At 54.9% G+C, this 26,657-nt stretch carries 24 protein-coding genes; 17 read left to right on the top strand and 7 right to left on the bottom strand.

The features are described 5' to 3' along the window. The first annotated feature begins 16 nt into the window (after positions 1–16). The 15 genes from DEU53_RS14255 (at position 17) to secA (ending at position 19,634) form a co-directional block, all read left to right on the top strand. Positions 17–1,783 (top strand): peptidoglycan glycosyltransferase FtsI, encoded by a 1,767-nt coding sequence (locus DEU53_RS14255; RefSeq protein ID WP_008108616.1) that lies wholly within the window; start codon positions 17–19, stop codon positions 1,781–1,783. Continuing rightward, positions 1,770–3,257, top strand: coding sequence for a UDP-N-acetylmuramoyl-L-alanyl-D-glutamate--2,6-diaminopimelate ligase (murE, locus tag DEU53_RS14260; RefSeq protein WP_110867520.1), 1,488 nt, complete (start codon positions 1,770–1,772; stop codon positions 3,255–3,257). Before DEU53_RS14255 ends, murE begins: the two co-directional genes overlap by 14 nt. After that, entirely contained in the window at positions 3,254–4,615 is a 1,362-nt protein-coding gene (gene murF / locus DEU53_RS14265; RefSeq protein WP_110867521.1) for a UDP-N-acetylmuramoyl-tripeptide--D-alanyl-D-alanine ligase, read from the top strand. Before murE ends, murF begins: the two co-directional genes overlap by 4 nt. After that, positions 4,609–5,691 (top strand): phospho-N-acetylmuramoyl-pentapeptide-transferase, encoded by a 1,083-nt coding sequence (gene mraY / locus DEU53_RS14270; protein ID WP_007888613.1) that lies wholly within the window; start codon positions 4,609–4,611, stop codon positions 5,689–5,691. The genes murF and mraY overlap by 7 nt, the downstream gene beginning before the upstream one ends. Before the next feature lie 2 nt (positions 5,692–5,693). Beyond that, positions 5,694–7,010: a UDP-N-acetylmuramoyl-L-alanine--D-glutamate ligase gene (murD, locus tag DEU53_RS14275; RefSeq protein ID WP_110867522.1), complete on the top strand. Its 1,317-nt coding sequence runs from the start codon at positions 5,694–5,696 to the stop codon at positions 7,008–7,010. Beyond that, positions 7,010–8,224: a cell division protein FtsW gene (gene ftsW, locus DEU53_RS14280; RefSeq protein WP_101762115.1), complete on the top strand. Its 1,215-nt coding sequence runs from the start codon at positions 7,010–7,012 to the stop codon at positions 8,222–8,224. Before murD ends, ftsW begins: the two co-directional genes overlap by 1 nt. Beyond that, entirely contained in the window at positions 8,221–9,279 is a 1,059-nt protein-coding gene (murG, locus tag DEU53_RS14285) for an undecaprenyldiphospho-muramoylpentapeptide beta-N-acetylglucosaminyltransferase (RefSeq protein ID WP_110867523.1), read from the top strand. The genes ftsW and murG overlap by 4 nt, the downstream gene beginning before the upstream one ends. 70 nt (positions 9,280–9,349) lie before the next feature. Further along, positions 9,350–10,825, top strand: a complete 1,476-nt coding sequence (gene murC, locus DEU53_RS14290; RefSeq protein ID WP_101762113.1) for a UDP-N-acetylmuramate--L-alanine ligase — start codon at positions 9,350–9,352, stop codon at positions 10,823–10,825. Next, positions 10,818–11,738, top strand: a complete 921-nt coding sequence (locus DEU53_RS14295) for a D-alanine--D-alanine ligase (RefSeq protein ID WP_110867524.1) — start codon at positions 10,818–10,820, stop codon at positions 11,736–11,738. Before murC ends, DEU53_RS14295 begins: the two co-directional genes overlap by 8 nt. Before the next feature lies 1 nt (position 11,739). Then, positions 11,740–12,579, top strand: a complete 840-nt coding sequence (ftsQ, locus tag DEU53_RS14300; protein ID WP_110867525.1) for a cell division protein FtsQ — start codon at positions 11,740–11,742, stop codon at positions 12,577–12,579. After that, positions 12,576–13,832 carry a cell division protein FtsA gene (gene ftsA / locus DEU53_RS14305; protein ID WP_007888634.1) on the top strand — a complete coding sequence of 419 codons (1,257 nt, stop codon included), beginning with the start codon at positions 12,576–12,578 and terminating at the stop codon, positions 13,830–13,832. Before ftsQ ends, ftsA begins: the two co-directional genes overlap by 4 nt. 71 nt (positions 13,833–13,903) lie before the next feature. Then, on the top strand, positions 13,904–15,058 hold the full coding sequence (gene ftsZ / locus DEU53_RS14310; RefSeq protein WP_008108602.1) for a cell division protein FtsZ: 1,155 nt from the start codon (positions 13,904–13,906) through the stop codon (positions 15,056–15,058). 101 nt (positions 15,059–15,159) lie between these two features. Further along, positions 15,160–16,077, top strand: a complete 918-nt coding sequence (lpxC, locus tag DEU53_RS14315) for a UDP-3-O-acyl-N-acetylglucosamine deacetylase (RefSeq protein ID WP_097094933.1) — start codon at positions 15,160–15,162, stop codon at positions 16,075–16,077. A 274-nt stretch (positions 16,078–16,351) separates the two neighbouring features. After that, positions 16,352–16,852 (top strand): secA translation cis-regulator SecM, encoded by a 501-nt coding sequence (gene secM, locus DEU53_RS14320; RefSeq protein ID WP_222185270.1) that lies wholly within the window; start codon positions 16,352–16,354, stop codon positions 16,850–16,852. 76 nt (positions 16,853–16,928) lie between these two features. Next, positions 16,929–19,634: a preprotein translocase subunit SecA gene (secA, locus tag DEU53_RS14325; RefSeq protein WP_101762109.1), complete on the top strand. Its 2,706-nt coding sequence runs from the start codon at positions 16,929–16,931 to the stop codon at positions 19,632–19,634. A gap of 40 nt (positions 19,635–19,674) precedes the next feature. Here secA and DEU53_RS14330 read toward each other — a convergent pair whose 3' ends face one another. Next, positions 19,675–20,061 carry a response regulator gene (locus DEU53_RS14330; protein WP_110867527.1) on the bottom strand — a complete coding sequence of 129 codons (387 nt, stop codon included), beginning with the start codon at positions 20,059–20,061 and terminating at the stop codon, positions 19,675–19,677. 188 nt (positions 20,062–20,249) lie between these two features. Between DEU53_RS14330 and mutT the strand changes: the two genes are divergently transcribed. Continuing rightward, positions 20,250–20,645: an 8-oxo-dGTP diphosphatase MutT gene (gene mutT / locus DEU53_RS14335; protein WP_101762107.1), complete on the top strand. Its 396-nt coding sequence runs from the start codon at positions 20,250–20,252 to the stop codon at positions 20,643–20,645. 27 nt (positions 20,646–20,672) lie between these two features. Here mutT and yacG read toward each other — a convergent pair whose 3' ends face one another. From yacG to coaE, 3 genes are read right to left on the bottom strand one after another with little or no spacing between them, the layout of a single operon-like run. Next, the gene (gene yacG, locus DEU53_RS14340; RefSeq protein ID WP_061718119.1) at positions 20,673–20,870 is read right to left on the bottom strand and encodes a DNA gyrase inhibitor YacG; all 198 of its coding nucleotides are present in this window, start codon (positions 20,868–20,870) and stop codon (positions 20,673–20,675) included. An 8-nt stretch (positions 20,871–20,878) separates the two neighbouring features. Beyond that, positions 20,879–21,622: a cell division protein ZapD gene (zapD, locus tag DEU53_RS14345; RefSeq protein ID WP_101762106.1), complete on the bottom strand. Its 744-nt coding sequence runs from the start codon at positions 21,620–21,622 to the stop codon at positions 20,879–20,881. Positions 21,623–21,626: 4 nt separating this feature from the next. Further along, complete coding sequence (coaE, locus tag DEU53_RS14350) at positions 21,627–22,235, bottom strand: dephospho-CoA kinase (RefSeq protein ID WP_110867528.1); 609 nt, start codon at positions 22,233–22,235, stop codon at positions 21,627–21,629. A gap of 218 nt (positions 22,236–22,453) precedes the next feature. On the opposite strand from coaE, the gene DEU53_RS14355 reads away from it, so the two are divergent. Then, positions 22,454–23,494 carry a GMP reductase gene (locus DEU53_RS14355; RefSeq protein ID WP_110867529.1) on the top strand — a complete coding sequence of 347 codons (1,041 nt, stop codon included), beginning with the start codon at positions 22,454–22,456 and terminating at the stop codon, positions 23,492–23,494. A gap of 33 nt (positions 23,495–23,527) precedes the next feature. On the opposite strand, the gene hofC is transcribed toward DEU53_RS14355, so the two are convergent. The 3 genes from hofC to ppdD are packed head-to-tail and all read right to left on the bottom strand — an operon-like array spanning position 23,528 to position 26,551. Further along, positions 23,528–24,727 carry a protein transport protein HofC gene (gene hofC, locus DEU53_RS14360; protein ID WP_110867530.1) on the bottom strand — a complete coding sequence of 400 codons (1,200 nt, stop codon included), beginning with the start codon at positions 24,725–24,727 and terminating at the stop codon, positions 23,528–23,530. After that, entirely contained in the window at positions 24,720–26,108 is a 1,389-nt protein-coding gene (gene gspE, locus DEU53_RS14365) for a type II secretion system protein GspE (RefSeq protein ID WP_101762102.1), read from the bottom strand. The genes hofC and gspE overlap by 8 nt, the downstream gene beginning before the upstream one ends. Continuing rightward, complete coding sequence (gene ppdD / locus DEU53_RS14370; RefSeq protein ID WP_110867531.1) at positions 26,108–26,551, bottom strand: prepilin peptidase-dependent pilin; 444 nt, start codon at positions 26,549–26,551, stop codon at positions 26,108–26,110. The genes gspE and ppdD overlap by 1 nt, the downstream gene beginning before the upstream one ends. Positions 26,552–26,657: the final 106 nt, after the last annotated feature.

The following is a 26,657-nucleotide window of genomic DNA, read 5'->3' on the forward strand; positions in this document are numbered from 1 at the left end:
GGAATCGCAGAACTCAATGAGTGGCGCAGGCAAAACGCTGAAGTTAAAAAAACAAGAAGATAAGGCCAGCTTTGTAAGCTGGCGCTTTGCGTTACTGTGCGGGTGCATTTTATTGGCGCTGGGCGGACTGCTGTCGCGCGTAGCGTGGCTGCAGGTGATCAACCCTGACAAGCTGGTGAAAGAGGGCGATTTGCGTTCGCTGCGTGTGCAATCGGTGCCAACCGCGCGCGGTATGATTAGCGATCGTGCCGGTCGTCCGTTGGCGGTGAGCGTGCCGGTGAATGCGATCTGGGCCGATCCGAAAGAGCTGACCGAACACGGCGGCGTCTCGCTGGATAGTCGCTGGAAAGCGCTGTCGGATGCGTTATCGATCCCGCTCGATCAGCTTGCTGCACGTATCAATGCCAACCCGAAAGGGCGCTTTGTCTATCTGGCGCGCCAGGTGAATCCAGCGATTGGCGAGTATGTGAAAAAGCTTAAGCTGCCGGGCATCTATCTGCGTGAAGAGTCGCGCCGCTACTATCCGGCGGGCCAGGTGACCGCGCACCTGATTGGTTTTACCAACATTGATGGCCAGGGCATTGAAGGCATCGAAAAGAGCTTCGACAAATGGCTGACTGGCGCACCGGGTGAACGTACGGTGCGTAAAGACCGCAACGGCCGCGTCATTGAAGATATCTCCTCGGTAGATAGCCGCGCCGCGCACAACCTGACGCTGAGCATTGATGAACGTCTGCAGGCGCTGGTGTACCGCGAACTGAATAATGCCGTGGCGTTCAACAAAGCCGAATCAGGCACCGCGGTGCTGGTGGATGTAAACACCGGCGAAGTGCTGGCGATGGCGAACAGCCCCGCTTACAACCCGAATAATCTCAGCAATACGCCGAAAGACGTGATGCGTAACCGCGCTATTACCGACATCTTCGAGCCAGGTTCCACCGTGAAACCGATGGTGGTGATGACGGCTTTGCAGCGCGGTGTGGTGAAAGAGAACAGCGTACTGAATACCGTGCCGTACCGCGTCAATGGTCATGAGATCAAAGACGTGGCGCGCTACAACGAATTGACCCTTACCGGGGTCTTACAGAAGTCGAGTAACGTCGGGGTTTCACGTTTGGCGTTAGCGATGCCCTCCTCAGCACTTGTAGATACTTACGCGCGCTTTGGACTGGGTAAACCGACCAATTTGGGGCTGGTCGGGGAAAGTAGTGGCTTATACCCTCAAAAACAACGGTGGTCTGACATAGAGAGGGCCACCTTCTCTTTCGGCTACGGGCTAATGGTAACGCCGTTACAGTTAGCGCGAGTCTACGCAACCATTGGCAGCTACGGCATCAATCGCCCGCTGTCGATCACCAAAGTTGACCCGCCAGTGGCGGGTGAACGCGTTTTCCAGGAAGACCTGGTGAAAACGGTGATGCACATGATGGAAAGCGTTGCGTTGCCTGGCGGTGGTGGGGTGAAAGCCGCCATCAAGGGCTATCGCATTGCCATCAAAACCGGTACCGCCAAGAAAGTTGGACCGGATGGACGTTACGTCAACAAATACATTGCTTATACCGCAGGCGTTGCGCCTGCCAGCCGTCCTCGTTTTGCGCTGGTGGTGGTGATCAACGATCCCCAGGCCGGTAAATATTATGGTGGTGCGGTTTCAGCACCGGTGTTTGGCGCCATCATGGGCGGCGTATTGCGTACCATGAATATCGAACCTGATGCGCTGCCAACAGTTGATAAGAACGAGTTGGTGAAGAATAGAAGTGAGGAATCAAGTGACAGATCGTAACCTGCGCGACTTACTGGCCCCGTGGGTGCCGGGTGCGCCGGCGCGTCCACTCCGTGACATGACACTAGATAGCCGCGCGGCGGCTTCTGGCGATCTGTTTATCGCCGTGGCGGGCCATCATGCTGATGGACGTCGTTTTATTCCGCAGGCTATTGCTCAAGGCGTAGCGGCAGTGATTGCCGAAGCCGAAGGCGAAGCCAGCGATGGAGATATCCGCGAGATGCATGGCGTCCCGGTTATCTATCTGGCGCAGTTGCAGCAGCGTCTCTCTGCACTGGCCGGACGCTTTTATCAGCAGCCTGCAAGCAAACTGAAATTGATTGGTGTTACTGGCACTAACGGCAAAACCACCACCACGCAACTGATGGCGCAGTGGGCCAATCTGCTCGGTGAAACCGGCGCAGTGATGGGCACGGTAGGCAATGGCCTTTACGGTCAACTGGTGGCAACCGAAAACACCACCGGTTCTGCGGTGGATGTGCAGCATGTGCTGAATGATTTAGTCGGGCAGGGCGCAACCATGACGGCAATGGAAGTCTCCTCACACGGTTTGGTGCAGCATCGCGTTGCCGCCTTGCCGTTTGCGGCCGCGGTATTTACTAACCTGAGCCGCGATCACCTCGATTATCACGGTGATATGGAGAGTTATGAATCCGCTAAATGGTTACTGTTCTCTGAGCATCAGGTCGCTGAAGCCATCATCAATGCTGATGATGACGTGGGACGTCGCTGGCTGGCAAAATTGCCGGATGCGGTAGCGGTCACCATGGAAGACAATCTGCAATCGGGCTGTCATGGCCGCTGGCTGAAAGCTACGGCGGTGGATTATCACGACGGCGGTGCGCATATTCAGTTCAGCTCCAGCTGGGGCAACGGCGAGTTTGATAGCCGCCTGATGGGCGCTTTCAACGTGAGCAACCTATTGCTGGCGCTGGGTACGCTGCTGGCGCTGGATTATCCGCTTGATGCGCTGGTTGCCACTGCACCGCAGCTGCAGCCGGTGTGTGGTCGCATGGAAGTATTCACTGCGCCAGACAAACCTACGGTGGTTGTCGATTACGCTCACACGCCGGATGCGCTGGAAAAAGCGCTGGAAGCGGCGCGTCTGCACTGTAAAGGCCAGCTGTGGTGCGTGTTTGGCTGCGGTGGCGATCGTGACAAAGGCAAACGTCCGCTGATGGGCGCGATTGCTGAGCAATTCTCCGACATCGTCGTGATCACCGACGATAATCCGCGCAGCGAAGAGCCGATGGCGATTGTGAATGACATTCTCACCGGCTTGCTCGATCCGGGCCGCGCACGCGTGGTTTCCGGTCGTGCGCAGGCGGTCACCAACGCCGTGATGCAAGCCGGCGTCGATGACATCGTGTTGGTGGCCGGAAAAGGCCACGAAGATTATCAAATCATTGGCAACCGCCGTTTGGATTACTCCGATCGCGACACCGTCGCCCGTTTGTTGGGGGTGATGGCATGATTCCCGTTTCTCTCAATACGCTGGCCGAAATCAGCGGCGGTCAACTGCACGGCGCGGATTTAACCCTTGCCGATGTCACCACCGATACCCGCAAAGTCAACGCCGGCAGCCTGTTTGTGGCGCTGGTGGGTGAACGTTTTGATGCTCACGACTTCGCTAACGATGCCATTGCCAACGGCGCGCAGGCGCTGCTGGTCAGTCAACTGCTGCCGGTTTCTGTCCCGCAGGTGGTTGTGGCTGATACGCGGATTGCTTTTGGGCAACTCGCCGCGTGGGTACGCCAACAGGCGAACGCTCGCGTGGTTGCGCTGACCGGTTCATCTGGCAAAACCTCGGTCAAAGAGATGACCGCCGCGATTTTGCGTCAGTGTGGCGAAACGCTTTACACGGCCGGCAACCTGAACAACGACTTCGGTGTACCGATGACGCTGCTGCGTCTCACCAAAGAGCATGCTTACGCGGTGATCGAGTTAGGTGCCAACCATCAGGGTGAAATTGCCTACACCACCGATCTGGTGCGTCCGGAAACTGCGCTGGTGAATAACCTTGCTGCTGCCCATCTGGAAGGCTTTGGCTCGCTGGCGGGTGTGGCGAAAGCCAAAGGCGAAATTTTTGGCGGCTTGCCGGTACACGGTACCGCGATCGTCAACGCTGACAGCAACGATCTGGCCAACTGGCAATCACAGTTTGCAGATAAAACCTTGTGGCGCTTCTCGCCGCAGCCGATGGCTGATGCAGAGTTCCGCGCCAGCGAAATCGTGCTGCGAGCCGATGCCACGCTGTTCACGCTGCATACGCCACGTGGTGATATCGCCGTGGAGCTGCCGCTGCCGGGCCGTCATAACATCTCGAATGCGTTAGCCGCTGCAGCGTTGGCATTGTCAGTAGATGCGCCGCTGTCGGCGATTCAAGCTGGCCTTAAAACCTTGCAGGCTGTTCCTGGTCGACTGTTCCCGATTCGCCTGGCGGCCAATCAACTGCTGCTGGATGACAGCTACAACGCCAATGTCGGTTCTATGACTGCCGCCGCACAGGTGCTAGGCGATATGCCGGGCTATCGCGTGATGGTAGTGGGCGATATGGCTGAATTGGGTGATGAAGCCGAACTGTGTCATCGCCAGGTCGGCGATGCGGCCAAAGCGGCCGGTGTCGATCGCGTGCTGAGCATTGGGACTCTGAGCCAGCTGATTGGCGAAAACAGCGGTAAAGGCGAGCATTTCGCCACAAAAACCGCGCTAACTGAACGTTTACGCACATTGCTGTCCGAACATCAGGACATCACTATTTTGGTTAAAGGTTCACGTAGTGCCGCCATGGAGCAGGTAGTACAGAGCTTACAGGAGAAAGGAACATGCTAGTCTGGCTGGCCGAACATCTGGTCGCATTTTATTCCGGCTTTAACGTCTTTTCGTATCTGACGTTTCGCGCCATTGTCAGCCTGCTGACCGCCTTGTTTATTTCTCTGTGGATGGGCCCGCGCCTGATTGCCTGGCTGCAGAAACTGCAGATCGGCCAGGTGGTGCGTAACGACGGTCCAGAGTCACACTTCAGCAAACGCGGCACGCCAACCATGGGCGGCGTAATGATCCTCACCTCCATCACTATTTCGGTGCTGATGTGGGCCTATCCGTCTAATCCATACGTCTGGTGCGTACTGGTGGTGCTGGTCGGTTTTGGCATCATCGGCTTTGTGGATGACTATCGTAAGGTGGTGCGCAAAGACACCAAAGGCCTGATCGCGCGCTGGAAATATTTCTGGATGTCAGTGATTTCGCTGGCGGTTGCGTTCGCGCTGTTTATCGCTGGTAAAGATACGCCTGCAACGCAGCTGGTGGTGCCATTCTTTAAAGACGTGATGCCGCAGCTGGGCCTGTTCTACGTGGTGCTGGCCTACTTCGTGATTGTCGGTACCGGCAACGCGGTTAACTTAACGGATGGCCTTGATGGCTTAGCCATTATGCCAACGGTGTTCGTGGCAGCAGGCTTTGCGCTGGTGGCGTGGGCGACCGGTAACGTCAAGTTTGCCGAATATCTGCACATTCCTTATTTACGGCACGCGGGCGAATTAGTGATTGTCTGCACCGCGATTGTCGGAGCTGGACTCGGATTTTTGTGGTTCAACACCTATCCAGCGCAAGTGTTCATGGGCGATGTCGGCTCATTGGCGCTGGGTGGCGCGCTCGGCACCATCGCCGTGCTGCTGCGTCAGGAATTCTTGCTGTTAATCATGGGCGGCGTGTTTGTGGTCGAAACGCTGTCGGTGATTCTGCAGGTGGGATCGTTCAAGCTGCGCGGTCAACGTATTTTCCGCATGGCGCCGATTCACCATCACTATGAATTGAAAGGCTGGCCGGAGCCGCGCGTCATTGTGCGCTTCTGGATTATTTCGCTGATGCTGGTGCTGATTGGCCTGGCAACGCTGAAGGTACGTTAATCATGGCTGACTATCGGGGCAGAAAAGTCGTCATCATTGGATTAGGCATTACTGGCCTCTCCTGTGTTGATTTCTTCCTCGCGCAAGGCGTAACGCCACGCGTGATGGATACCCGTGTCTCGCCGCCGGGGCTGGACAAACTGCCAGCTTCGGCGGAGCGCTATGTTGGCGGTATGAATAGTGATTGGCTGCTGGCCTCCGATCTGATTATCGCCAGCCCCGGGATCGCGCTGGCGCATCCTGCATTGAGCGAAGCAGCCGATGCCGGGATTGAAATCATCGGCGATATTGAGCTGTTCTGCCGTGAAGCGCAGGCTCCGATTGTGGCGATCACCGGTTCGAACGGCAAAAGCACCGTGACGACGCTGGTGGGTGAAATGGCGCGCGCAGCAGGTTGGCAGGTAGGCGTGGGCGGTAACATCGGTTTGCCGGCGCTGACGCTGTTGAAATCGCCAGCACAGCTTTATGTACTCGAACTCTCCAGCTTCCAGCTGGAAACCACGCATAGCCTGAAAGCGGCGGCGGCGACGATCCTCAATCTCACCGAGGATCACATGGATCGCTATCCGCTCGGCATGCAGCAGTATCGTGCCGCCAAGCTGCGCATTTACGAAAACGCCAGCGTCTGCATAGTGAATGCTGACGATGGCATGACCATGCCGGTGCGCGGTGTTGATCAGCGCTGCGTAAGCTTCGGCATCAACCTCGGCGATTATCATCTCAATCAGCAGCAGGGCAGCACCTGGCTGCGGGTAAAAGGCGAGAAAGTCCTGAACACCGATGAGATGACGCTGGTCGGTCAACACAATTACACCAACGCGCTGGCAGCGCTGGCATTAGCCGACGCGGTGAACATCCCGCGTGCTTCCAGCCTGAAAGCCTTAACCACCTTTACCGGCCTGGCGCACCGCTTCCAGCTGGTGCATGAAGCCCACGGTGTGCGCTGGATTAACGATTCCAAAGCCACCAATGTTGGCAGCACCGAAGCGGCGCTGAATGGCTTGCAGGTGAAAGGTACCTTGTGGCTGCTGCTGGGCGGCGACGGCAAGTCGGCTGATTTCAGCCCGCTGGCGCGCTATCTGCAGGGCGACAACGTGAAGCTGTTCTGTTTTGGTCGCGATGGCGATGCGTTAGCGACATTGCGTCCGGAGATCGCCACGCGCACTGAAACCATGCAGCAGGCGATGACGCAGATTGCCGCCCAGGTTAAAGCCGGCGATATGGTGCTGTTATCACCGGCCTGCGCCAGCCTTGACCAGTTCCGTAATTTTGAACAGCGCGGCGATCAGTTCGCGCAACTGGCGAAGGAGTTGAGCTGATGCGCATTCCTGGAGCCGGTATCGCCAACTATCTGTCGTTGCGCCTGCGTGAGTGGGTGATGGGCGCGCGCGACAGTGATGATGCGCCGGTGGTGCTGTACGATCGCACGTTGCTGTGGCTGACCTTTGGGCTGGCGCTGATTGGTTTTGTGATGGTGACGTCGGCGTCGATGCCGGTCGGTCAACGTCTGAACGAAGATCCGTTCTACTTTGCCAAGCGTGATGCGTTTTATATCGCTTTGGCGTTTGGTATGGCGCTGGTGACCTTGCGCATCCCGATGGATTTCTGGCAGCGCTACAGCAACGTGATGCTGATGGTTTCCGTGGTGATGCTGCTGATCGTCCTGGTCGTCGGTAGCTCGGTGAACGGTGCATCGCGCTGGATTGCCCTTGGCCCGCTGCGTATTCAGCCAGCCGAGCTTTCGAAGTTGACGCTGTTTTGCTATCTCGCCAGTTACCTGGTGCGCAAAGTCGAAGAGGTGCGTAACAACTTCTGGGGCTTCTGTAAGCCGATGGGCGTGATGGTGGTACTGGCCGTGCTGCTGCTGGCGCAGCCGGACCTCGGTACCGTCGTTGTGCTGTTTGTTACCACGCTGGCGATGCTGTTCCTCGCCGGGGCGAAAATGTGGCAGTTCCTGGCGATCATCGGCTCCGGCATTTTCGCCGTGGTGCTGCTGATCATTGCCGAACCGTACCGTATGCGCCGTGTGACCTCCTTCTGGAACCCGTGGGAAGATCCCTTCGGCAGCGGCTACCAGCTGACGCAATCGTTGATGGCGTTTGGGCGCGGTGAGTTCTGGGGGCAGGGCTTAGGCAACTCGGTGCAGAAACTGGAATATCTGCCGGAAGCACATACTGACTTCATCTTCTCCATCATCGGTGAAGAGTTGGGTTATGTCGGTGTGGTTTTAGCGCTGTTGATGGTATTCTTCGTCGCTTTTCGCGCGATGTCGATTGGTCGCCGTGCTCTGGAGATCGATCAGCGCTTCTCAGGCTTCCTCGCTTGCTCAATTGGCGTGTGGTTTAGCTTCCAGGCGCTGGTTAACGTGGGTGCAGCTGCTGGCATGCTGCCGACGAAAGGTCTGACGCTGCCGCTGATCAGTTACGGTGGTTCGAGTCTGATCATCATGTCGACCGCCATCGTGTTTTTATTGCGCATAGATTATGAAACGCGTTTGGCAAAAGCGCAGGCGTTTACCCGAGGTGCACGATGAGTGGCAAACGGTTGATGGTCATGGCAGGCGGTACTGGCGGACATGTGTTCCCCGGTCTGGCCGTTGCCCATCACCTGATGGAACAAGGCTGGCAGGTGCGCTGGCTGGGAACCGCTGACCGAATGGAAGCGGATTTGGTGCCGAAACACGGCATTGAAATTGATTTTATCCGCATCAGCGGTTTACGCGGTAAAGGTGTTAAAGCGCAGTTGCTGGCACCGGTACGCATCTTCAATGCATGGCGCCAGGCGCGTCGCATCATGAAGAGCTGGCAGCCGGATGTGGTGCTGGGAATGGGTGGCTACGTTTCGGGCCCTGGCGGCTTAGCGGCGTGGAGCTACGGTATTCCGGTGGTGCTGCATGAGCAGAACGGCATTGCCGGACTGACCAACAAGTGGCTGGCTAAGATCGCCACCAAAGTGATGCAGGCGTTTCCGGGGGCGTTTCCAAATGCTGAAGTGGTTGGCAATCCGGTGCGTACCGATGTGTTAGCGCTGCCGTTACCGGCAGAGCGCCTAAGTGCACGTTTCGGCCCGATTCGCGTGCTGGTGGTTGGCGGCAGTCAGGGCGCGCGCATCCTTAACCAGACCGTGCCGCAAGTGGCCGCAGCGTTGGGCGATGCCATTACGGTTTGGCATCAAACCGGTAAAGGCGGACTGGAAACCGTGCAGCAGGCTTACCGCGCAGCGGGCCAGCCGCAGCACAAAGTCACCGAATTTATCGATGACATGGCCGAAGCTTACGCCTGGGCCGATGTCGTAGTGTGCCGTTCGGGCGCATTGACGGTAAGTGAAGTGGCGGCTGCAGGTTTACCGGCAATTTTCGTACCGTTTCAGCACAAAGATCGTCAGCAGTACTGGAATGCGTTGCCGCTGGAAAAAGCGGGCGCAGCCAAAATTTTCGAGCAGCCGCAGTTCACCGCGGCTGTGGTAGCGGACACGCTGCGTCACTGGGATCGCACCACATTGCTGGCGATGGCAGAAAAAGCCCGTCAGGTCGCGATTCCCGATGCAACCGAGCGGGTTGCAAATGAAGTGGCGCGCGTCGCGAAGTAAATTAATCGGCCAGTTGATTTGGCCCGTACCTTCAGCAGGTACAAACGGGAAAAACAGGTAATTGAAACAGATGAATACACAACAATTGGCAAAACTGCGTTCTATTGTGCCCGAGATGCGTCGCGTCCGGCACATTCACTTTGTCGGCATCGGTGGTGCTGGCATGGGCGGTATTGCCGAGGTGTTGGCGAACGAAGGCTATCACATCAGCGGTTCTGATCTGGCGCCGAACGCGGTGACACAGCATCTGGCTGCGCTGGGTGCGACGATTTATTTCAACCATCGTCCGGAAAACGTCACCGATGCCAGCGTTGTCGTGGTGTCGACGGCCGTAGCGCAGGATAACCCTGAACTGGTTGCCGCCCGTGAGCAGCGTATTCCCGTGATTCGTCGTGCTGAGATGTTGGCTGAACTGATGCGTTTCCGTCACGGCATCGCCGTTGCGGGCACGCACGGTAAAACCACCACCACCGCGATGGTGACCAGCATTTACGCGGAAGGCGGACTGGATCCCACCTTCGTTAACGGTGGCTTGGTTAAAGCCGCAGGCACGCATGCGCGCCTGGGCAGCAGCCGTTATCTGATTGCTGAAGCAGATGAAAGTGATGCGTCCTTCCTGCATCTGCAACCGATGGTGGCAATTGTCACCAACATCGAAGCGGATCACATGGACACTTATCAGGGCGATTTCGAGAACCTGAAGCAGACGTTCATTAACTTCCTGCACAACCTGCCATTCTATGGACGCGCGGTAATGTGCGTGGATGATGCAGTGATTCGTGACCTGATCCCGCGCGTAGGCCGCCAGGTAACCACCTACGGCTTCAGCGATGACGCAGATGTGCGTATCGAGAATTACGAGCAGCGTGGCGCACAAGGCCACTTCACCATTATTCGTCAGGATAAGCCGGTGCTGAAAGTAACGCTGAATGCGCCGGGCCGTCATAACGCGCTGAACGCGGCCGCCGCGGTAGCTGTTGCCAGCGAAGAGGGGATTGAAGATAACGCGATTCTGGCCGCGCTGGAGAGCTTCCAGGGCACCGGACGCCGCTTTGACGTGCTGGGCGAGTTCGATACCGCCGCCGTCAACGGTAATCCAGGCAGTGCGATGCTGGTCGACGATTACGGCCACCATCCCACCGAAGTGGATGTCACCATCAAAGCCGCACGTGCGGGCTGGCCTGACAAGAAGCTAGTGATGGTGTTCCAGCCACATCGCTACACGCGTACGCGTGACCTGTTTGATGATTTCGCTAATGTGCTGTCGCAGGTGGATGTGTTGCTGATGCTGGATGTCTATCCGGCGGGTGAAGCGGCGATTCCCGGCGCTGATAGCCGCTCGCTGTGCCGCGCGATTCGTAACCGTGGCAAAGTTGATCCGATTCTGGTCTCTGAGCATGACGCACTGCCAGATGCGCTGGCACCGTTGCTGTCGGGCGACGATCTGGTGATCGTGCAGGGTGCAGGCAACATCGGCAAGATTGCCCGCAAGCTGGCCGAAAACGAATTACAGCCTGCCGTTAAGTCGGAGGCGCGCCATGACTGAGAAGGTTGCAGTATTGATGGGCGGCACCTCGGCCGAGCGTGATGTGTCGCTGATGTCCGGTGCGGCAGTGCTGGCCGGACTGCGTGAAATGGGCATTGATGCGCATGCAGTCGATACGCGTGATGTGTCGGTGCTTGACCTGAAAAAGCAAGGCTTCGCTAAAGCGTTTATTGCTTTGCACGGTCGTGGTGGTGAAGACGGCACGCTGCAAGCGGTGCTGGAGTTTCTGCAACTGCCCTATACCGGCAGCGGTGTGATGGCTTCCGCCATCACCATGGATAAGCTGCGCAGCAAATTGCTGTGGCAGGGCAGGGGATTACCTTCAGGCAAATTTGTCTGGCTGACGCGTCAGCAGCATGAACAAGGTTTAAACGCGGATACTACCAAAGCCATTGAGGCGCTGGGTTTACCGCTGTTTGTCAAGCCAAGCTGCGAAGGTTCTAGCGTCGGTATCAGCCGCGTGAACCATGCGGATGCATTACCCGCAGCGCTTGAAGAAGCCTTTCGTCATGATGATGACGTGCTGATCGAAGCTTTTCTGAGCGGCGCGGAATACACCGTGGGCATCGTGGGTGAGCAAATTCTGCCTTCTATCAGAATTAAAACCGCCAGCGAGTTCTATGACTATGAAGCTAAATACATTTCTGACGATACTGAATACTTCTGCCCGAGCGGATTAAGCGCCGAGCAGGAAGCAGAATTGCAGACGTTGGTGTGGTCAGCCTGGCGCGCATTGGGTTGCAGCGGCTGGGGTCGCGTGGACGTGATGGCTGACGGTGAGGGCAACTTCCAGCTGCTGGAAGTGAATACTTCGCCCGGCATGACCAGCCACAGTTTAGTGCCGATGGCCGCGAAGCAAGCGGGATACAGCTTCCCGCAGCTGGTGGCGCGTATTCTGGAGCTGGCTGACTGATATGTCTCAGGCAGCGATACGAGTACGCAATCGCGAACCTCAGGAGCGGACACGCTCCGGGCGCAGCAACGGTGCGCGACTGTTTGGCATGGTGTTCCTGTTGATTGTGTTGGGCATTATGGTGGCGGGTGGCCTCGTGGTGCTGAAGTGGATGAATGACGCGTCACGCTTGCCGTTATCGAAGCTGGTGGTGACCGGGCAAACCCACTACACCACGCATGATGATATTCGTCAGGCCATTTTATCGCTTGGCGCGCCGGGAACCTTCATGTCGCAGAACGTGGATATCATCCAGCAGCAGATTGAGCGTTTACCCTGGATTAAGCAGGTCAGTGTGCGCAAGCAGTGGCCTGATGAGCTTAAGATAAATCTGGTGGAGTATGTTCCGGTTGCACGCTGGAATGACTCACATATGGTGGACGCCGCTGGCGTCTCCTTCAGCGTTCCGGCCAGTCACGTTGGCAAAGAAACGTTGCCGATGCTGTACGGTCCGGAAGGCAGTGAAAACGAGGTGTTAGCCGGCTATCACACCATGAGTGATGTATTAAAGGCTAACAAGTTTACCCTGAAGGTCGCGTCGATGACGGCGCGGCGCTCGTGGCAATTAGTGACCAGTGACGATGTGCGCATCGAATTAGGTCGTAGCGATACCATGAAGCGTCTGAACCGTTTTATTGAGCTTTATCCGGATTTGCAGCAGCAGGGCCAGATTCAGAACCAGCGCATTACGTACGTTGATTTGCGCTACGATTCGGGCGCCGCAGTCGGTTGGGCCGCTGCACCGATAGAGCCACAGGACAGTAATCAGCAACAGAACCAGGCACAGGCTAAACCACAATGATCAAGGCAACGGACAGAAAACTGGTAGTAGGACTCGAAATTGGCACCGCGAAGGTGTCCGCCCTGGTTGGGGAAATTCTGCCCGATGGTATGGTCAATATTATTGGGGTGGGCAGTTGCCCGTCTCGCGGCATGGATAAAGGCGGCGTAAACGATCTGGAATCGGTGGTGAAATGCGTACAGCGCGCCATCGATCAGGCTGAATTGATGGCGGACTGCCAGATTTCCTCGGTCTACCTTGCTTTATCGGGCAAACATATCAGTTGCCAGAACGAAATCGGGATGGTTCCGATTTCGGAAGAGGAAGTGACTCAGGATGATGTAGAGAACGTGGTGCATACGGCGAAATCCGTTCGCGTACGTGATGAGCATCGTATTCTGCATGTTATCCCGCAGGAATACGCCATCGATTATCAGGAAGGCATTAAGAATCCAGTGGGACTTTCTGGCGTACGTATGCAGGCGAAAGTACATTTGATCACTTGCCACAACGATATGGCAAAAAATATTGTCAAAGCCGTTGAACGTTGCGGCCTGAAAGTTGACCAACTGATTTTTGCCGGGTTGGCATCCAGTTTCTCCGTACTAACGGAAGATGAACGTGAGCTGGGCGTCTGTGTTGTTGATATCGGTGGCGGTACAATGGATATCGCTGTCTATACTGGCGGTGCACTGCGTCACACTAAAGTGATCCCGTATGCCGGGAACGTGGTAACCAGCGATATCGCATACGCTTTTGGTACTCCGCCGACCGACGCAGAAGCGATTAAAGTGCGTCACGGTTGTGCATTGGGCTCGATTGTCGGCAAAGACGAAAATGTCGAAGTGCCGAGCGTAGGTGGACGTCCACCACGTAGCCTGCAGCGTCAAACGCTGGCTGAAGTCATCGAGCCGCGTTACACCGAACTGTTGAATCTGGTCAACGACGAGATTCTGCAATTACAGGAGCAGCTGCGCCAGCAAGGCGTGAAACACCATCTGGCGGCCGGTATCGTGCTGACCGGTGGTGCGGCGCAGATTGAAGGTTTGGCAGCTTGCGCACAGCGCGTGTTTCACACGCAAGTGCGCATCGGACAGCCGCTTAACATCACCGGCCTGACGGACTATGCGCAGGAGCCGTATTACTCTACGGCGGTTGGTCTGCTGCATTACGGCAAAGAGTCACACATGAACGGTGACGCAGAAACGGAAAAACGTGCTTCAGTGGGCAACTGGTTCAAGCGAATCAACAGCTGGCTGAAGAAAGAGTTTTAATTTTTGAAAAAGGAGATCATGCTGGCAATGTTTATGATCTCCAGGCGACAGGCACATAACGGAGAGAAATCATGTTTGAACCTATGGAATTAACCAATGACGCGGTGATTAAAGTCATCGGCGTCGGCGGTGGCGGTGGCAACGCCGTAGAGCACATGGTACGCGAGCGTATCGAAGGTGTGGAATTCTTCGCTGTGAACACCGACGCGCAAGCGTTGCGTAAGACAGCGGTCGGCCAGACGATCCAGATCGGGACCAATATCACCAAAGGTCTTGGTGCAGGTGCGAACCCAGAAGTGGGCCGCAACTCTGCAGAAGAGGATCGCGAAGCACTGCGTGCTGCGCTGGATGGTGCAGACATGGTGTTCATCGCAGCTGGCATGGGCGGCGGTACCGGTACTGGTGCAGCGCCAGTTGTGGCTGAAGTGGCAAAAGATTTGGGTATCCTGACCGTTGCGGTGGTAACTAAGCCGTTCAACTTTGAAGGCAAAAAGCGTATGGCTTTTGCTGAGCAAGGTATCGCTGAACTGTCTAAGCATGTCGATTCACTGATTACTATTCCAAACGACAAGCTGCTGAAAGTTCTGGGTCGCGGTATTTCTCTGTTGGATGCGTTTGGCGCAGCCAACGACGTATTAAAAGGCGCTGTACAGGGTATCGCTGAACTGATTACCCGTCCTGGCCTGATGAACGTTGACTTTGCGGACGTGCGTACCGTGATGTCAGAAATGGGTTACGCCATGATGGGTTCAGGCGTGGCATGTGGTGAAGATCGTGCGGAAGAAGCGGCAGAGATGGCTATCTCTTCTCCGCTGTTGGAAGACATCGATCTGTCCGGCGCGCGCGGCGTACTGGTCAACATTACTGCGGGCTTCGACCTGCGTCTTGATGAGTTTGAAACCGTGGGTAACACCATCCGCGCCTTCGCTTCTGACAACGCAACCGTGGTTATCGGTACTTCTCTGGATCCAGAGATGAACGACGAACTGCGTGTGACCGTAGTTGCAACCGGCATCGGCATGGATAAGCGTCCGGAAATCACGCTGGTGACCAACAAGCCGGCCACTCAGCCAGTGATGGATCATCGCTACCAGCAGCACGGCATGGCGCCGCTGCCGCAGGAGCAGAAGCCGGCTGCGAAAGTGGTGAATGACCAACCGGCGGCATCCAGCAAAGAACCCGATTACCTTGATATTCCAGCCTTCTTGCGTAAGCAAGCTGATTAAGAATATCCCGAGAATTGGGATTCTCCGCTCTTTGTGCTAAAGTATTCGCCCGCTGGTAATTTATACTGGCGGTCGGACAGGTAATATTGCGAGATAAAGCGATGATCAAACAAAGGACATTAAAACGTATTGTTCAGGCGACTGGTGTCGGTTTACATACCGGCAAGAAAGTCACACTGACGTTACGCCCTGCGTCGGCTAACACCGGGGTCATCTATCGTCGCACTGACTTGAATCCACCGGTAGATTTCCCGGCTGATGCAAAATATGTGCGCGACACCATGCTGAGTACTTGCCTGGTGAACGATGAAGGCGTGCGTATTTCAACCGTTGAACACCTGAACGCCGCATTGGCGGGCTTGGGCATCGACAACATTATTGTTGAAGTTGATGCACCGGAAATCCCGATCATGGATGGCAGTGCCGCGCCTTTTGTCTATTTGCTGATGGACGCTGGCATCGAAGAGCTAAGCAGCGCGAAGAAATTCGTACGCGTTAAGCAAACGGTGCGTGTGGAAGATGGCGATAAGTGGGCCGAGATCAAGCCGTATAACGGTTTCTCACTTGACTTTACTATCGACTTCAAACATCCAGCGATCGACTCAAGCTCGCAGCGTTACCAGCTCAACTTCTCGGCTGAGAACTTTGTTCGCCAAATCAGCCGTGCGCGCACCTTTGGCTTTATGCGTGAAATCGAATATCTGCAGTCTAAAGGCCTGTGCCTGGGCGGTAGTTTAGATTGTGCGATTGGCCTTGATGATTTCCGCGTATTAAACGAAGACGGTCTGCGCTTTGAAGACGAATTTGTTCGTCATAAAATGCTCGATGCGATCGGCGACCTGTTCATGTGCGGTCATAATGTTATTGGCGCGTTTACCGCCTTTAAATCGGGCCATGCATTGAACAACAAGTTGCTACAAGCGGTTCTGGCTAAACAGGAAGCCTGGGAATGGGCGACCTTCGAAGATGAAGCTGAACTGCCACTGGCATTCAAAGCACCAAATTTAGTTCTGGCGTAAGTCAGACATAAAACGGCAGGTTTCGCTGACACCCTCTCCGGTCAGTTTAACCTGCCGTTTTTTATTGCCTCATTTTTATTCCTGCCAAGCCGATCCCAATTCGCTGTAGCAACTGGCGAAACCCTGTACAAAAAAACGTGAATTCCGCCGAAGCCCCTTTAATCACTGGTGTCGAAGCCCCACATAAGTGCTATCATCTGGCGCTCACATAAGCTGGGTAACGCAGATTTTTGCTACCGCTTTATTACTTTATTCAATGCATTGTGGACGGATTGTGATCGGGATTTTCTCACGCTGGCGACAATTAGGCAGACGCTATTTCTGGCCACATCTCCTGTTGGGGATGGTGGCGGCCAGTTTAGGTTTGCCTGCCTGTGCGCAAAGTTCTGAGCCGAAAGCAAATGATTCGCCGATCAGCAGCCTGTTTGTCGGCAATGTTGTCCATTTTGACCATCTGATTCGTCTGCAGGAAAGCGCGCGTCGACCGAATTTCAACGTCGATTACTGGCACCAGCATGCGATTCGCACCGTTATTCGCCACCTTTCCTTTAGTATGACGCCGCCCGCTCAGGCGGAAGCCGATCAAGCTGTGCCGCTAACGGCACAAAAGCTGGCGTTGATAGGTTCGCTTCAGGCGTTGCTGACTTCTCCGGCGCAATCGCTGACTGTTGTTGAGCCGCAACAAAACCTGCGTCACAACGAACCACAAATCCTTTCCTCTGCTGATTGGCAAGCTGCTATTCATGGCATCCGCGCCGGGCCTTTCATTGCTTAACTGCTAACGTTTTTTCCACATCCTGAATCAGATTTTGCAGCCCGTGAAATCACGGCTGAATTGAGAAAAATTTATCATGTTAATCAAATTATTAACTAAAGTATTCGGCAGCAGCAATGATCGCACTCTGCGCCGTATGCGCAAAATCGTCGACGTCATCAATAAGATGGAGCCGGATTTCGTAAAGCTCTCTGACGATGAACTGAAAGCGAAAACTGACCTGTTCCGCGAGCGCCTGAAAAAAGGCGAAAGCCTTGAGAGCCTGATTCCTGAGGCCTTTGCCACCGTACGTGAAGCAAGTAAGCGCGTCTTCGGTATGCGTCACTTTGATGTGCAGCTGATTGGCGGCATGGTGCTCAACGAACGTTGCATCGCAGAGATGCGCACCGGTGAAGGTAAAACCCTGACCGCGACTCTGCCCGCTTACCTGAACGCGCTGAGCGGCAAAGGCGTGCACGTTGTTACCGTCAATGACTATCTGGCGCAGCGTGATGCCGAAAATAACCGTGCACTGTTTGAATTCCTTGGCCTGACCATCGGCATTAACCTGCCAAACATGCCAGCCGTGGCTAAGCGTGCAGCTTATGCCGCTGACATCACCTACGGCACCAACAACGAATACGGCTTCGACTACCTGCGCGACAACATGGCGTTCAGTCCGGAAGAGCGCGTGCAGCGTAAGCTGCATTACGCATTAGTGGATGAAGTCGACTCAATCCTGATCGATGAAGCACGTACGCCATTGATCATCTCTGGTCCGGCGGAAGACAGCTCTGAGCTGTATACCAAAGTTAACAAGATCATCCCGCATCTGGTGCGTCAGGAAAAAGAAGACTCTGAAACCTTCCAGGGCGAAGGCGATTTCTGGGTCGATGAAAAAGCGCGCCAGGCACACATGAGCGAGCGCGGCCTGGTAAAAGTTGAAGAGCTACTGGTTAGCCAAAACATCATGGTAGAGGGCGAGTCACTCTACTCCCCGACCAACATCATGCTGATGCACCACGTTACTGCGGCGCTGCGTGCTCATGCACTCTTCACCCGCGATGTTGATTACATCGTTAAAGATGGCGAAGTGGTCATCGTTGATGAACACACCGGCCGTACCATGCAAGGTCGCCGCTGGTCAGATGGTCTGCATCAGGCGGTTGAAGCGAAAGAAGGCGTGGAAATCCAGAATGAAAACCAGACGCTGGCTTCCATTACCTTCCAGAACTACTTCCGTATCTACGAGAAACTGGCCGGTATGACCGGTACCGCAGATACCGAAGCATTCGAATTCAGCTCCATCTATAAGCTCGACACGATCGTGGTGCCAACCAACCGTCCGATGGTGCGTAAAGATATGGCCGATCTGGTCTATATGACCGAGAAAGAGAAGATTGACGCCATTATCGAAGACATCCGTGCCTGCACTGCTAAAGGGCAGCCGGTGTTAGTGGGCACAATTTCGATTGAGAAATCTGAAGTCGTTTCCAATGAACTGACGCGCGCGGGCATTAAACACAGCGTACTGAACGCCAAATTCCACGCCAGCGAAGCAGACATCGTTGCTCAGGCGGGTCAACCTGCAGCGGTTACTATCGCAACCAACATGGCCGGTCGTGGTACCGATATCGTGCTGGGCGGGAGCTGGCAGGCTGAACTCGCCGCAATGGACGAGCCAACCGAAGAGCAGATTCAGGCGATGAAAGAAGCGTGGAAACTGCGTCACGATGCGGTGCTAGCTGCAGGCGGTTTGCACATTATTGGTACTGAGCGTCACGAATCTCGCCGTATCGATAACCAGCTGCGTGGTCGTGCGGGTCGTCAGGGTGATGCCGGTTCTTCACGCTTCTACCTGTCGATGGAAGATGCATTGATGCGTATCTTCGCTTCAGATCGCGTATCGAACATGATGCGTAAACTGGGCATGAAGCCAGGCGAAGCAATCGAGCATCCATGGGTGACTAAAGCGATTGCCAACGCGCAGCGTAAAGTGGAAAGCCGCAACTTCGATATTCGTAAACAGCTGCTGGAATACGATGACGTTGCCAACGATCAGCGTCGCGCCATCTACAGCCAGCGTAACGAACTGCTGGATGTGTCTGATGTGTCTGAAACCATCAATAGCATCCGTGAAGATGTCTACAAAACTACCATTGATACCTACATTCCGCCGCAGTCACTGGAAGAGATGTGGGATGTTGCCGGCCTGGAAGAACGTCTGCGTAACGACTTCGATCTCAACTTGCCTATTGCTGAGTGGTTGGATAAAGAGCCCGATCTTCACGAAGAGACGCTGCGCGAACGTATCATGACCCACGCCGCGGAAAGCTATGCTGCCAAAGAAGAAGTGGTTGGCGAAGAGATGATGCGCAACTTTGAGAAAGGCGTGATGCTGCAAACGCTGGATTCGTTGTGGAAAGAGCATCTGGCAGCGATGGATTACCTGCGTCAGGGCATCCACCTGCGCGGTTATGCCCAGAAAGATCCGAAGCAGGAATACAAGCGTGAATCCTTCTCTATGTTTGCGGCGATGCTTGAATCACTGAAGTACGAAGTGATTAGCACCCTGAGCAAAGTTCAGGTGCGCATGCCAGAAGAAGTGGAAGCGATGGAGCAGCAGCGTCGTGAAGAAGCGGAGCGTTTAGCGCAACAGCAGCAGCTGAGCCATGTTGATGATGCCACCGCAGCAGCCGAAGCGTTAGCCGCACAAGGCGGGGAGCGTAAAGTGGGCCGTAATGATCTCTGCCCATGTGGTTCCGGCAAAAAATACAAGCAGTGCCACGGCCGTCTGGCCTGATAAAAAAGGAGCCTTCGGGCTCCTTTTTTTTGCTGACGATTTAGCGTGTTATCGCCATGAGTTTCTCTTCATTTAGGCGCACGCCATGATACGGCAGCGTGACCAGTAAACCATCCGGTAAGCCAGCTCGCTTCAACAGCGCCCGGCTTTGGAACAGTAGCTGATGGTAATTGTTATCGCTGATGCTCGGATAGCTCTCATTCCAAACGGTGGCAATAATCTGACGCTTCGAGGTAATCCGCAGCAACAGACAGGAGAAGAATCGTTTTTGCGCTTCATTCAACGAAATAACTTTGTGTTCAGGCCACCATGTTAAGGTGTTCTTTGCGCTGTCTAACGTCAGGATGTCATGAAATACCAGATGGCGTAGGGCATGTAATTGTTCCGGCGTATTTTGCGCCAGAAACGTTGTTTCTTTGAATTCCATAGGTAGTCGGGTTTAACAGAAGAAAGTGCTGCGAGTATTCCCAACATTCCCGGTTGCGATCCTTACGACATGTCTTAATCACTGGCTTTTGTAGGGCGTGGGACGTCACTTTCCTCTCAACGGTTAACATCACTCGATGTCTGATTTACACTCAGCGCTCATTTTATTAAAAAAGCGGAATCCAGCTTATGAAACACCTGCAGGTTGCGGTGGGCATCATTCGCAATACAGAACGTCAAATCTTCCTTGCCCAGCGTGCGGCAAGCTCCTATATGGCGAATAAGTGGGAGTTTCCCGGCGGAAAAATTGAACAAGATGAATCTGCCGAGCAGGCGCTCAAGCGTGAGCTGATGGAAGAAACCGGTATTGAAGTCACGTCGGCAAGCGCGATTGGTCAGGCCGATCACAGTTATGAAGATCTGCGCGTTACGCTGCATTTCTTCCTGGTTGAAGGCTGGAACGGCGAACCTTATGGTCGTGAAGGTCAGCCACAGCGTTGGGTCGAACAGCAGGATTTGGTCGCGGATGAATTTCCGCCTGCGAACCATGAATTGATCAGCCGATTAGTGGCTGGCGAGATTTAAGTGAAGGGGCGCTAAGCCCCTTACTTTTTACTGCTGTTCTTCGCTCCAGTCATCGCTGTCCATCTGGTCACCGCTGCTGGGAATACGTTTCTCTTCTGCTGCCCATTCACCTAAATCAATCAGCTGGCAACGTTTGCTGCAGAATGGCCGCCACGGGCTCAACTCATCCCAAATCACATCGCGACGACAATTGGGGCAAGGTACGGTAATTATCTCTTCCGGCATAACTTCCTCTAACAACAAGCTAATTCAAAATTCAGTCGGGCTGGTACTTCTCCGCGTTCGCTGTCTAATGGCAGGAAACGAATCGCATAACGGCTTTTGTGACCCGAGACTTGTGGGTACAGCGCGTCTTCCAGAGTTAATTGCAGGCGCAGTAAATCGGATCCTTCGGCGTTATCCTGATAAAAACCGTTGAGGCTGGTTTGATGACGAAATATGCCAGACTGACGCACCAAATCGAGGATCATCGTCAAACTATTACGCAGCGGATTCAGTGATGCCAGCCAGCCATTCACCTGAACATCTCGCACCGCTTGCTCCTGATGCAGCCAGATGTGCAGGCTGGGTAGATCGAAACTGCAGCAGCCGCCGGGAATGCTCAAACGCTGACGTACCAGAGCAACCAGGCGATCTTCACGTAACTGTTGGCCCATGCGCGGTGCCGCCATGAGTTCGCTTGAGCATTGCTTCAGCTGCTGACGCAGATCATTCACGCGCAGTTCATCAATGCCTGGCACATCCAGCCAGGCGCGTAATTTTTGTTGCTGGCGCTCCAGTTCTTTTAACAATTCAGTGCGCATATCTCCGCGCTCAAAAATATCCAGTAAATCGCTAAGAATACGGAAAACGCCGAGTGCTGATACCGAACCGTTAACCGGCACCGTTTCATGCAGCTGATCAATCAGATATTCGACACGCAGCCAGGTGCGCATCTTCTCATTCAAAGGGTGTTCAAACAGAACAATTGTGCTCATGATGTTAATCCTTTCCGGTTGCTGACAGGCGTAGATAGCGCTGGTGAAGCTCAGCAACGCGCGGTAGCACCTGTTCAGGCGTACCACTGTTATCAATGATGTCATCCGCACAGGCCCGACGCTGTTCGCGACTAGCCTGTGCGGCAAGAATATTTTTCGCCTGACTTAGCGAAATACCATCTCGCTGTTGGGTGCGTTGCAACTGCGTGGCGGTATCCACATCCACGACCAACACGCGATCGGCCTGATGCTGTAAACCGTTTTCGACCAACAGCGGCACCACCCAAAGCACATAAGGTGAGGTGGCCAGTAATTTTAATTGTTGCGTGCGGGCGTTGATGAGTGGATGAAGCAACTGATTGAGCCAGTTTTTCTCTTGTGGCTGTTGGAAAATAATTTCACGAAGCCGCGCACGATAGAGCGTGCCTTCTGCCGTCAAAATGGTATCTCCATGACGCTGAGCAATCGCCTTTAGGGCAGGCGTTCCGGGCTCAACAACTTCTCTGGCAATGACGTCAGCGTCAATAATATCAACGCCTAGCGCTTTGAAAGCGTTGGCAATAGTGGTTTTACCACTGCCAATGCCGCCGGTGAGCGCAACGGTATAAGGCATAGCGTTCTCGCAAAATTTATATCGTGAGCGGCGATTAACCACAGCAAGATGAGAGCATGATCACAATCAATTTTCTCAGCTAAATTTAAGGGATTGTAGCCTAAATAAAGTGAAATTCGCAGTCTTGTCGCGGAACGAATGGCGCGTATGATAACGACACTGGAGCCGTGAGCGCTACCCGAACCGCGGTTCGTCGTCACTAACCAGGATAATCAGCTATGCGCATTGAAGAAGATTTAAAACTGGGCTTTAAAGATGTTTTGATCCGCCCAAAACGTTCCACTTTGAAAAGCCGTTCCGAGGTTGAGCTGGAACGCACCTTCACCTTTAAACACTCAGGCTTGAACTGGAGTGGCATACCGATTATTGCCGCCAACATGGATACCGTCGGTACTTTCACGATGGCTGAAGCCCTGGCGAGTTTTAACGTACTGACCGCAGTGCATAAACATTACAGCGTGCAAGAGTGGCAGGCATTTGTACAACGCGTGCCAGCGGCGGTGCTGAGTCATGTGATGGTCTCATCTGGTACATCAGAATCAGATTTCACGAAGTTATCCGCCATTCTGGCGTTATCATCGCAGCTCAACTTTATCTGCATCGACGTTGCTAACGGCTACTCTGAGCACTTCGTTCAGTTCCTGCTGCGCGTGCGTGAAAGCTTCCCTGGTAAAACCATCTGCGCAGGCAACGTGGTTACCGGTGAAATGGTGGAAGAACTGATTTTGTCTGGCGCAGACATCGTCAAAGTGGGTATTGGCCCCGGCTCAGTGTGCACCACGCGCGTGAAGACCGGCGTTGGTTATCCTCAGCTTTCTGCCGTTATCGAGTGCGCAGATGCGGCACACGGTTTAGGCGGACAGATCGTCAGCGACGGCGGCTGCTCGGTTCCAGGTGACATTGCCAAAGCTTTCGGGGGCGGTGCAGATTTCACCATGCTCGGCGGCATGCTTGCGGCACATGACGAGTGTGAAGGAACCATCGTTGAAGAACAGGGTGAGAAATTTATGCTGTTCTACGGCATGAGCTCCGAATCGGCCATGAAACGCCACGTTGGCGGTGTTGCGCAATACCGTGCGGCGGAAGGCAAAACCGTGCGGTTGCCAGTGCGCGGCCCGGTTGAGGAGACGGTTAAAGATATCCTTGGCGGTTTACGCTCAGCCTGTACCTACGTCGGTGCAGAACGATTGAAAGAGTTGACGAAACGCACCACCTTTATCCGCGTCGCTGAACAAGAGAACCGTGTGTTCACTCGCTGATCTCAGACAACGGGCGCGCATCGAGCGTGCCCGTCATCGAATGGCATCACCAAGACCAAATACCGGCAGATACATTGCAATCACTAAAGTGCCAACTATCCCGCCGATTACCACCATCATCATCGGTTCCAGCGATGCCGCCAGAGCATCAGCGCGCGCTAATGTTTGCGCCTCATGCCACTCCGCCAGCCGTGCCAGCATCACATCTAATGCACCCGCTTCTTCACCTACTCGGATGAGTTGGGCACAAAGAGGTGTAAACAGCAGATGCTGTTGCAGCGCCTGATGCAGCGGCGCACCCGCAGCAATGTGCTGCTGCAACTGAACGATGGCATCGCGCCACAATCGCGATACTAAGGTCACTTCAACCGCCTGCAGGCTTTGCAACAAGGTCAAACCGGATTGTTGTGTAAGTTGCAGGATGGCGTATATCTGGCTGAGCTGCCCGCCGCGCCACAGCGGAGATAACAGTGGCATACGCAGTAACCATTGATGTACGCGCTTTTGCCACGGTACCGAACGTCGATAAGTCTGCTGCACAATCATCAGTAATACGGCACCTACCAGCGACAGCGGCAGCGCGGCCTTCTGCAGCAGTTCTGACAGCGACATCACCGCAGCAGTAAAAGCGGGCAGCGGCGCATCAAAACTGGCATAGACAGAGACAAATTCTGGCAAAACAAACAGCAGCATGCCAGCACTGACCGCGAGCGCTACCAGCAAGATAAACAGGGGATAGCGCAGCGCCTTCACCACTTTTTGCCGTAAGTATTGCTGCTTGCTTTGCTGCTGCGCCAGCTGGCGACAGCACTCGTCGAGTTGGCCGGTTAATTCACCCACTTGCATCAAAGCGGGAAACAGCGGGGGAAAGATTTGCGGCCACTCCTGCAAGGCTTGCGAGAAGGGCTCACCGGCGATGACGCGGCGCTGCAATCCTTTCAGTAATACCCGCCAACCGGCATGAGGATGGCCTTCTGCCAGCAGAATCAGACTTTCCGCCAGCGGTAAGCCGGCCTTGAGCAGCGTCGCCAGTTGCCGCACCAAATCGATTTTTTGCTGCCACTTCCAGTCGTGCGAACGCCAGCATTTTCCACGCTGCCAGTTCACCGGCAGCATGCCGCGATCGGAGAGTTGATTGAGCAACGCATCCTGGCTGGCATTAAGTGATTCGCCCTCCTGCAGCACACCCATGGTATCAAGAGCCTGCCAGCGGAAATGATAGAGATTAGCCATCGCCCAGTCCCACCACGCGCTGCATCTCTTCAAAAGAAGTATCGCCGCGACTTACTGCTTCCAGCCCCGCAGCTAGCAATGTTTTCATTCCCTGTTCATTTGCCAGCGTTAGCAGATGTTCCAGCGGCATATCTGCCGAGATAGCATTCTGCAATTTGCTGGTTAGCGGCAAGACTTCAAACAGTGCCAGCCGCCCGTAATAGCCGGAGAAGCAGTGATCACAGCCCGGCGCTCGCCAGGTTTGCAGTGTGCCCGGCCAGAGTTCGGCCGGCAGATGGGCGATGGCTTGTCCCGGCTGACGGCAATGCACGCACAAGCGTCTGACCAGACGCTGCGCCACCACCAACTGCAAAGCGGGGCCCAGCAGATAACCGGGAATATCCATCTGGCGCAGGCGCGTCAGGGTTTCAGCAGTCGAGTTAGTATGCAGTGTGGAAAGCACCAGATGGCCGGTCTGCGCTGCTTTAACGGCGATGCTGGCCGTCTCGGCATCACGGATTTCCCCCACCATAATCACATCGGGATCCTGGCGCAGTAGTGCGCGCAGCACACGATTGAAATCGAGCCCGCTACGCGGCTGGATCTGCGTTTGATTAATACCATCCAGCGGGATCTCAACCGGATCTTCCACGCTACAAACGTTCTTCTCTGGCACATTAAGCGCGCTTAACCCGCTATAGAGCGTGAAGGTTTTACCGCTGCCGGTCGGTCCGGTGACCAGAATCAAACCCTGCGGTTTCGCCAGCGCATTTTTCAGTAAACGCAGCTGTGCTGCGGGCATGCCGAGTTTATCGAGGGTGATGGCGCTGTTTTCACTTTGTAGCAGCCGCACCACGGCTTTTTCGCCCTGGCTTACCGGTAGCGTTGAGAGACGAAACGCCGCCAGTTTGTCCTCTATTTCCAGCGTAAACTGTCCGTCCTGCGGCAGACGCCGTTCGGCGATATCCAATCCTCCGAGAATTTTCAGGCGCGCCAGAATCGCAGCGGGTTGTGCTTCAGAAGGCTGCGGTAGTTTGTGCAACACGCCATCGATGCGCAGACGCACCCGCAGTCCATGGCGCTGCGGTTCAAAATGCACATCTGAGGCGCGCCGCTGAATGGCCTGGCGCAAAATCTGATCGACCGCGTTAATCGCTGACTCAGCGCTGGCCTGTTCACGTGGTGCTGCAGCGGCATCCGGCTCGTGCAGCAACTGCTCAAGCCGTGCCGCAGGCCAGCACTCGACCTCCACCTTGCACTGGCTGGCGAACTGTAGCGCTTCCAGCAGCAGCGGATCGGGTGTGTCGGCTACCGCTACGCGCAGTAACGTGGCGTCATGGTGCAGAATCACCGCCTGATAACGGGCGCACAACGTGTGCAGCGCACTATTAGGGTTGTCCATCAGTTGGCATCCTTGTCGGCAAAGCGAAACTGCTCGAGGCAGCTATCGCGCAGGCTGCTGTTATTGCTGGTACAAGTGCGTTGCCAGCGCAACGTGCCATCCGTTGCGCTCCAAATCGGCAGCATTTCAACCGTTAATCCGCTGAGACTTTCCTGGCCGGTCAGGTTGATGGTTCCGTTGACCACGCTCAGCGTTGCCACATAGCGCGAACCTTTGGCCACCGGAATGCCGCGTTCTCCTGCCTGACACTGCGCCGGTCCGCCGCGCTCAATGGCACAGAGTTCTACTGCTGTTTTGTACGGCACCATGGTTTGCAGCATGTCGGTGAGCGCTGCGCGTTGCAGGTAGTTTTGATAGGCCGGTAAACCGATGGCGCTGAGAATGGCGACGATGCCAATCACAATCATTAATTCGATAAGGGTAAAACCGCGTTGTCTGTCCATAGTGAGGCTCCTTGTTGTGGAGCCGCTACGGTAGAAAAGGGCGAGGGAAAGCGGAAGTCATGGCTGCGCGAGGCTGGAAAGCATCGCGCAGAGAATCGTCAGTTTT

The sequence above is a fragment of the Pantoea sp. AG1095 genome, from assembly GCF_003208415.1.
GTDB lineage: Bacteria > Pseudomonadota > Gammaproteobacteria > Enterobacterales > Enterobacteriaceae > Pantoea > Pantoea leporis.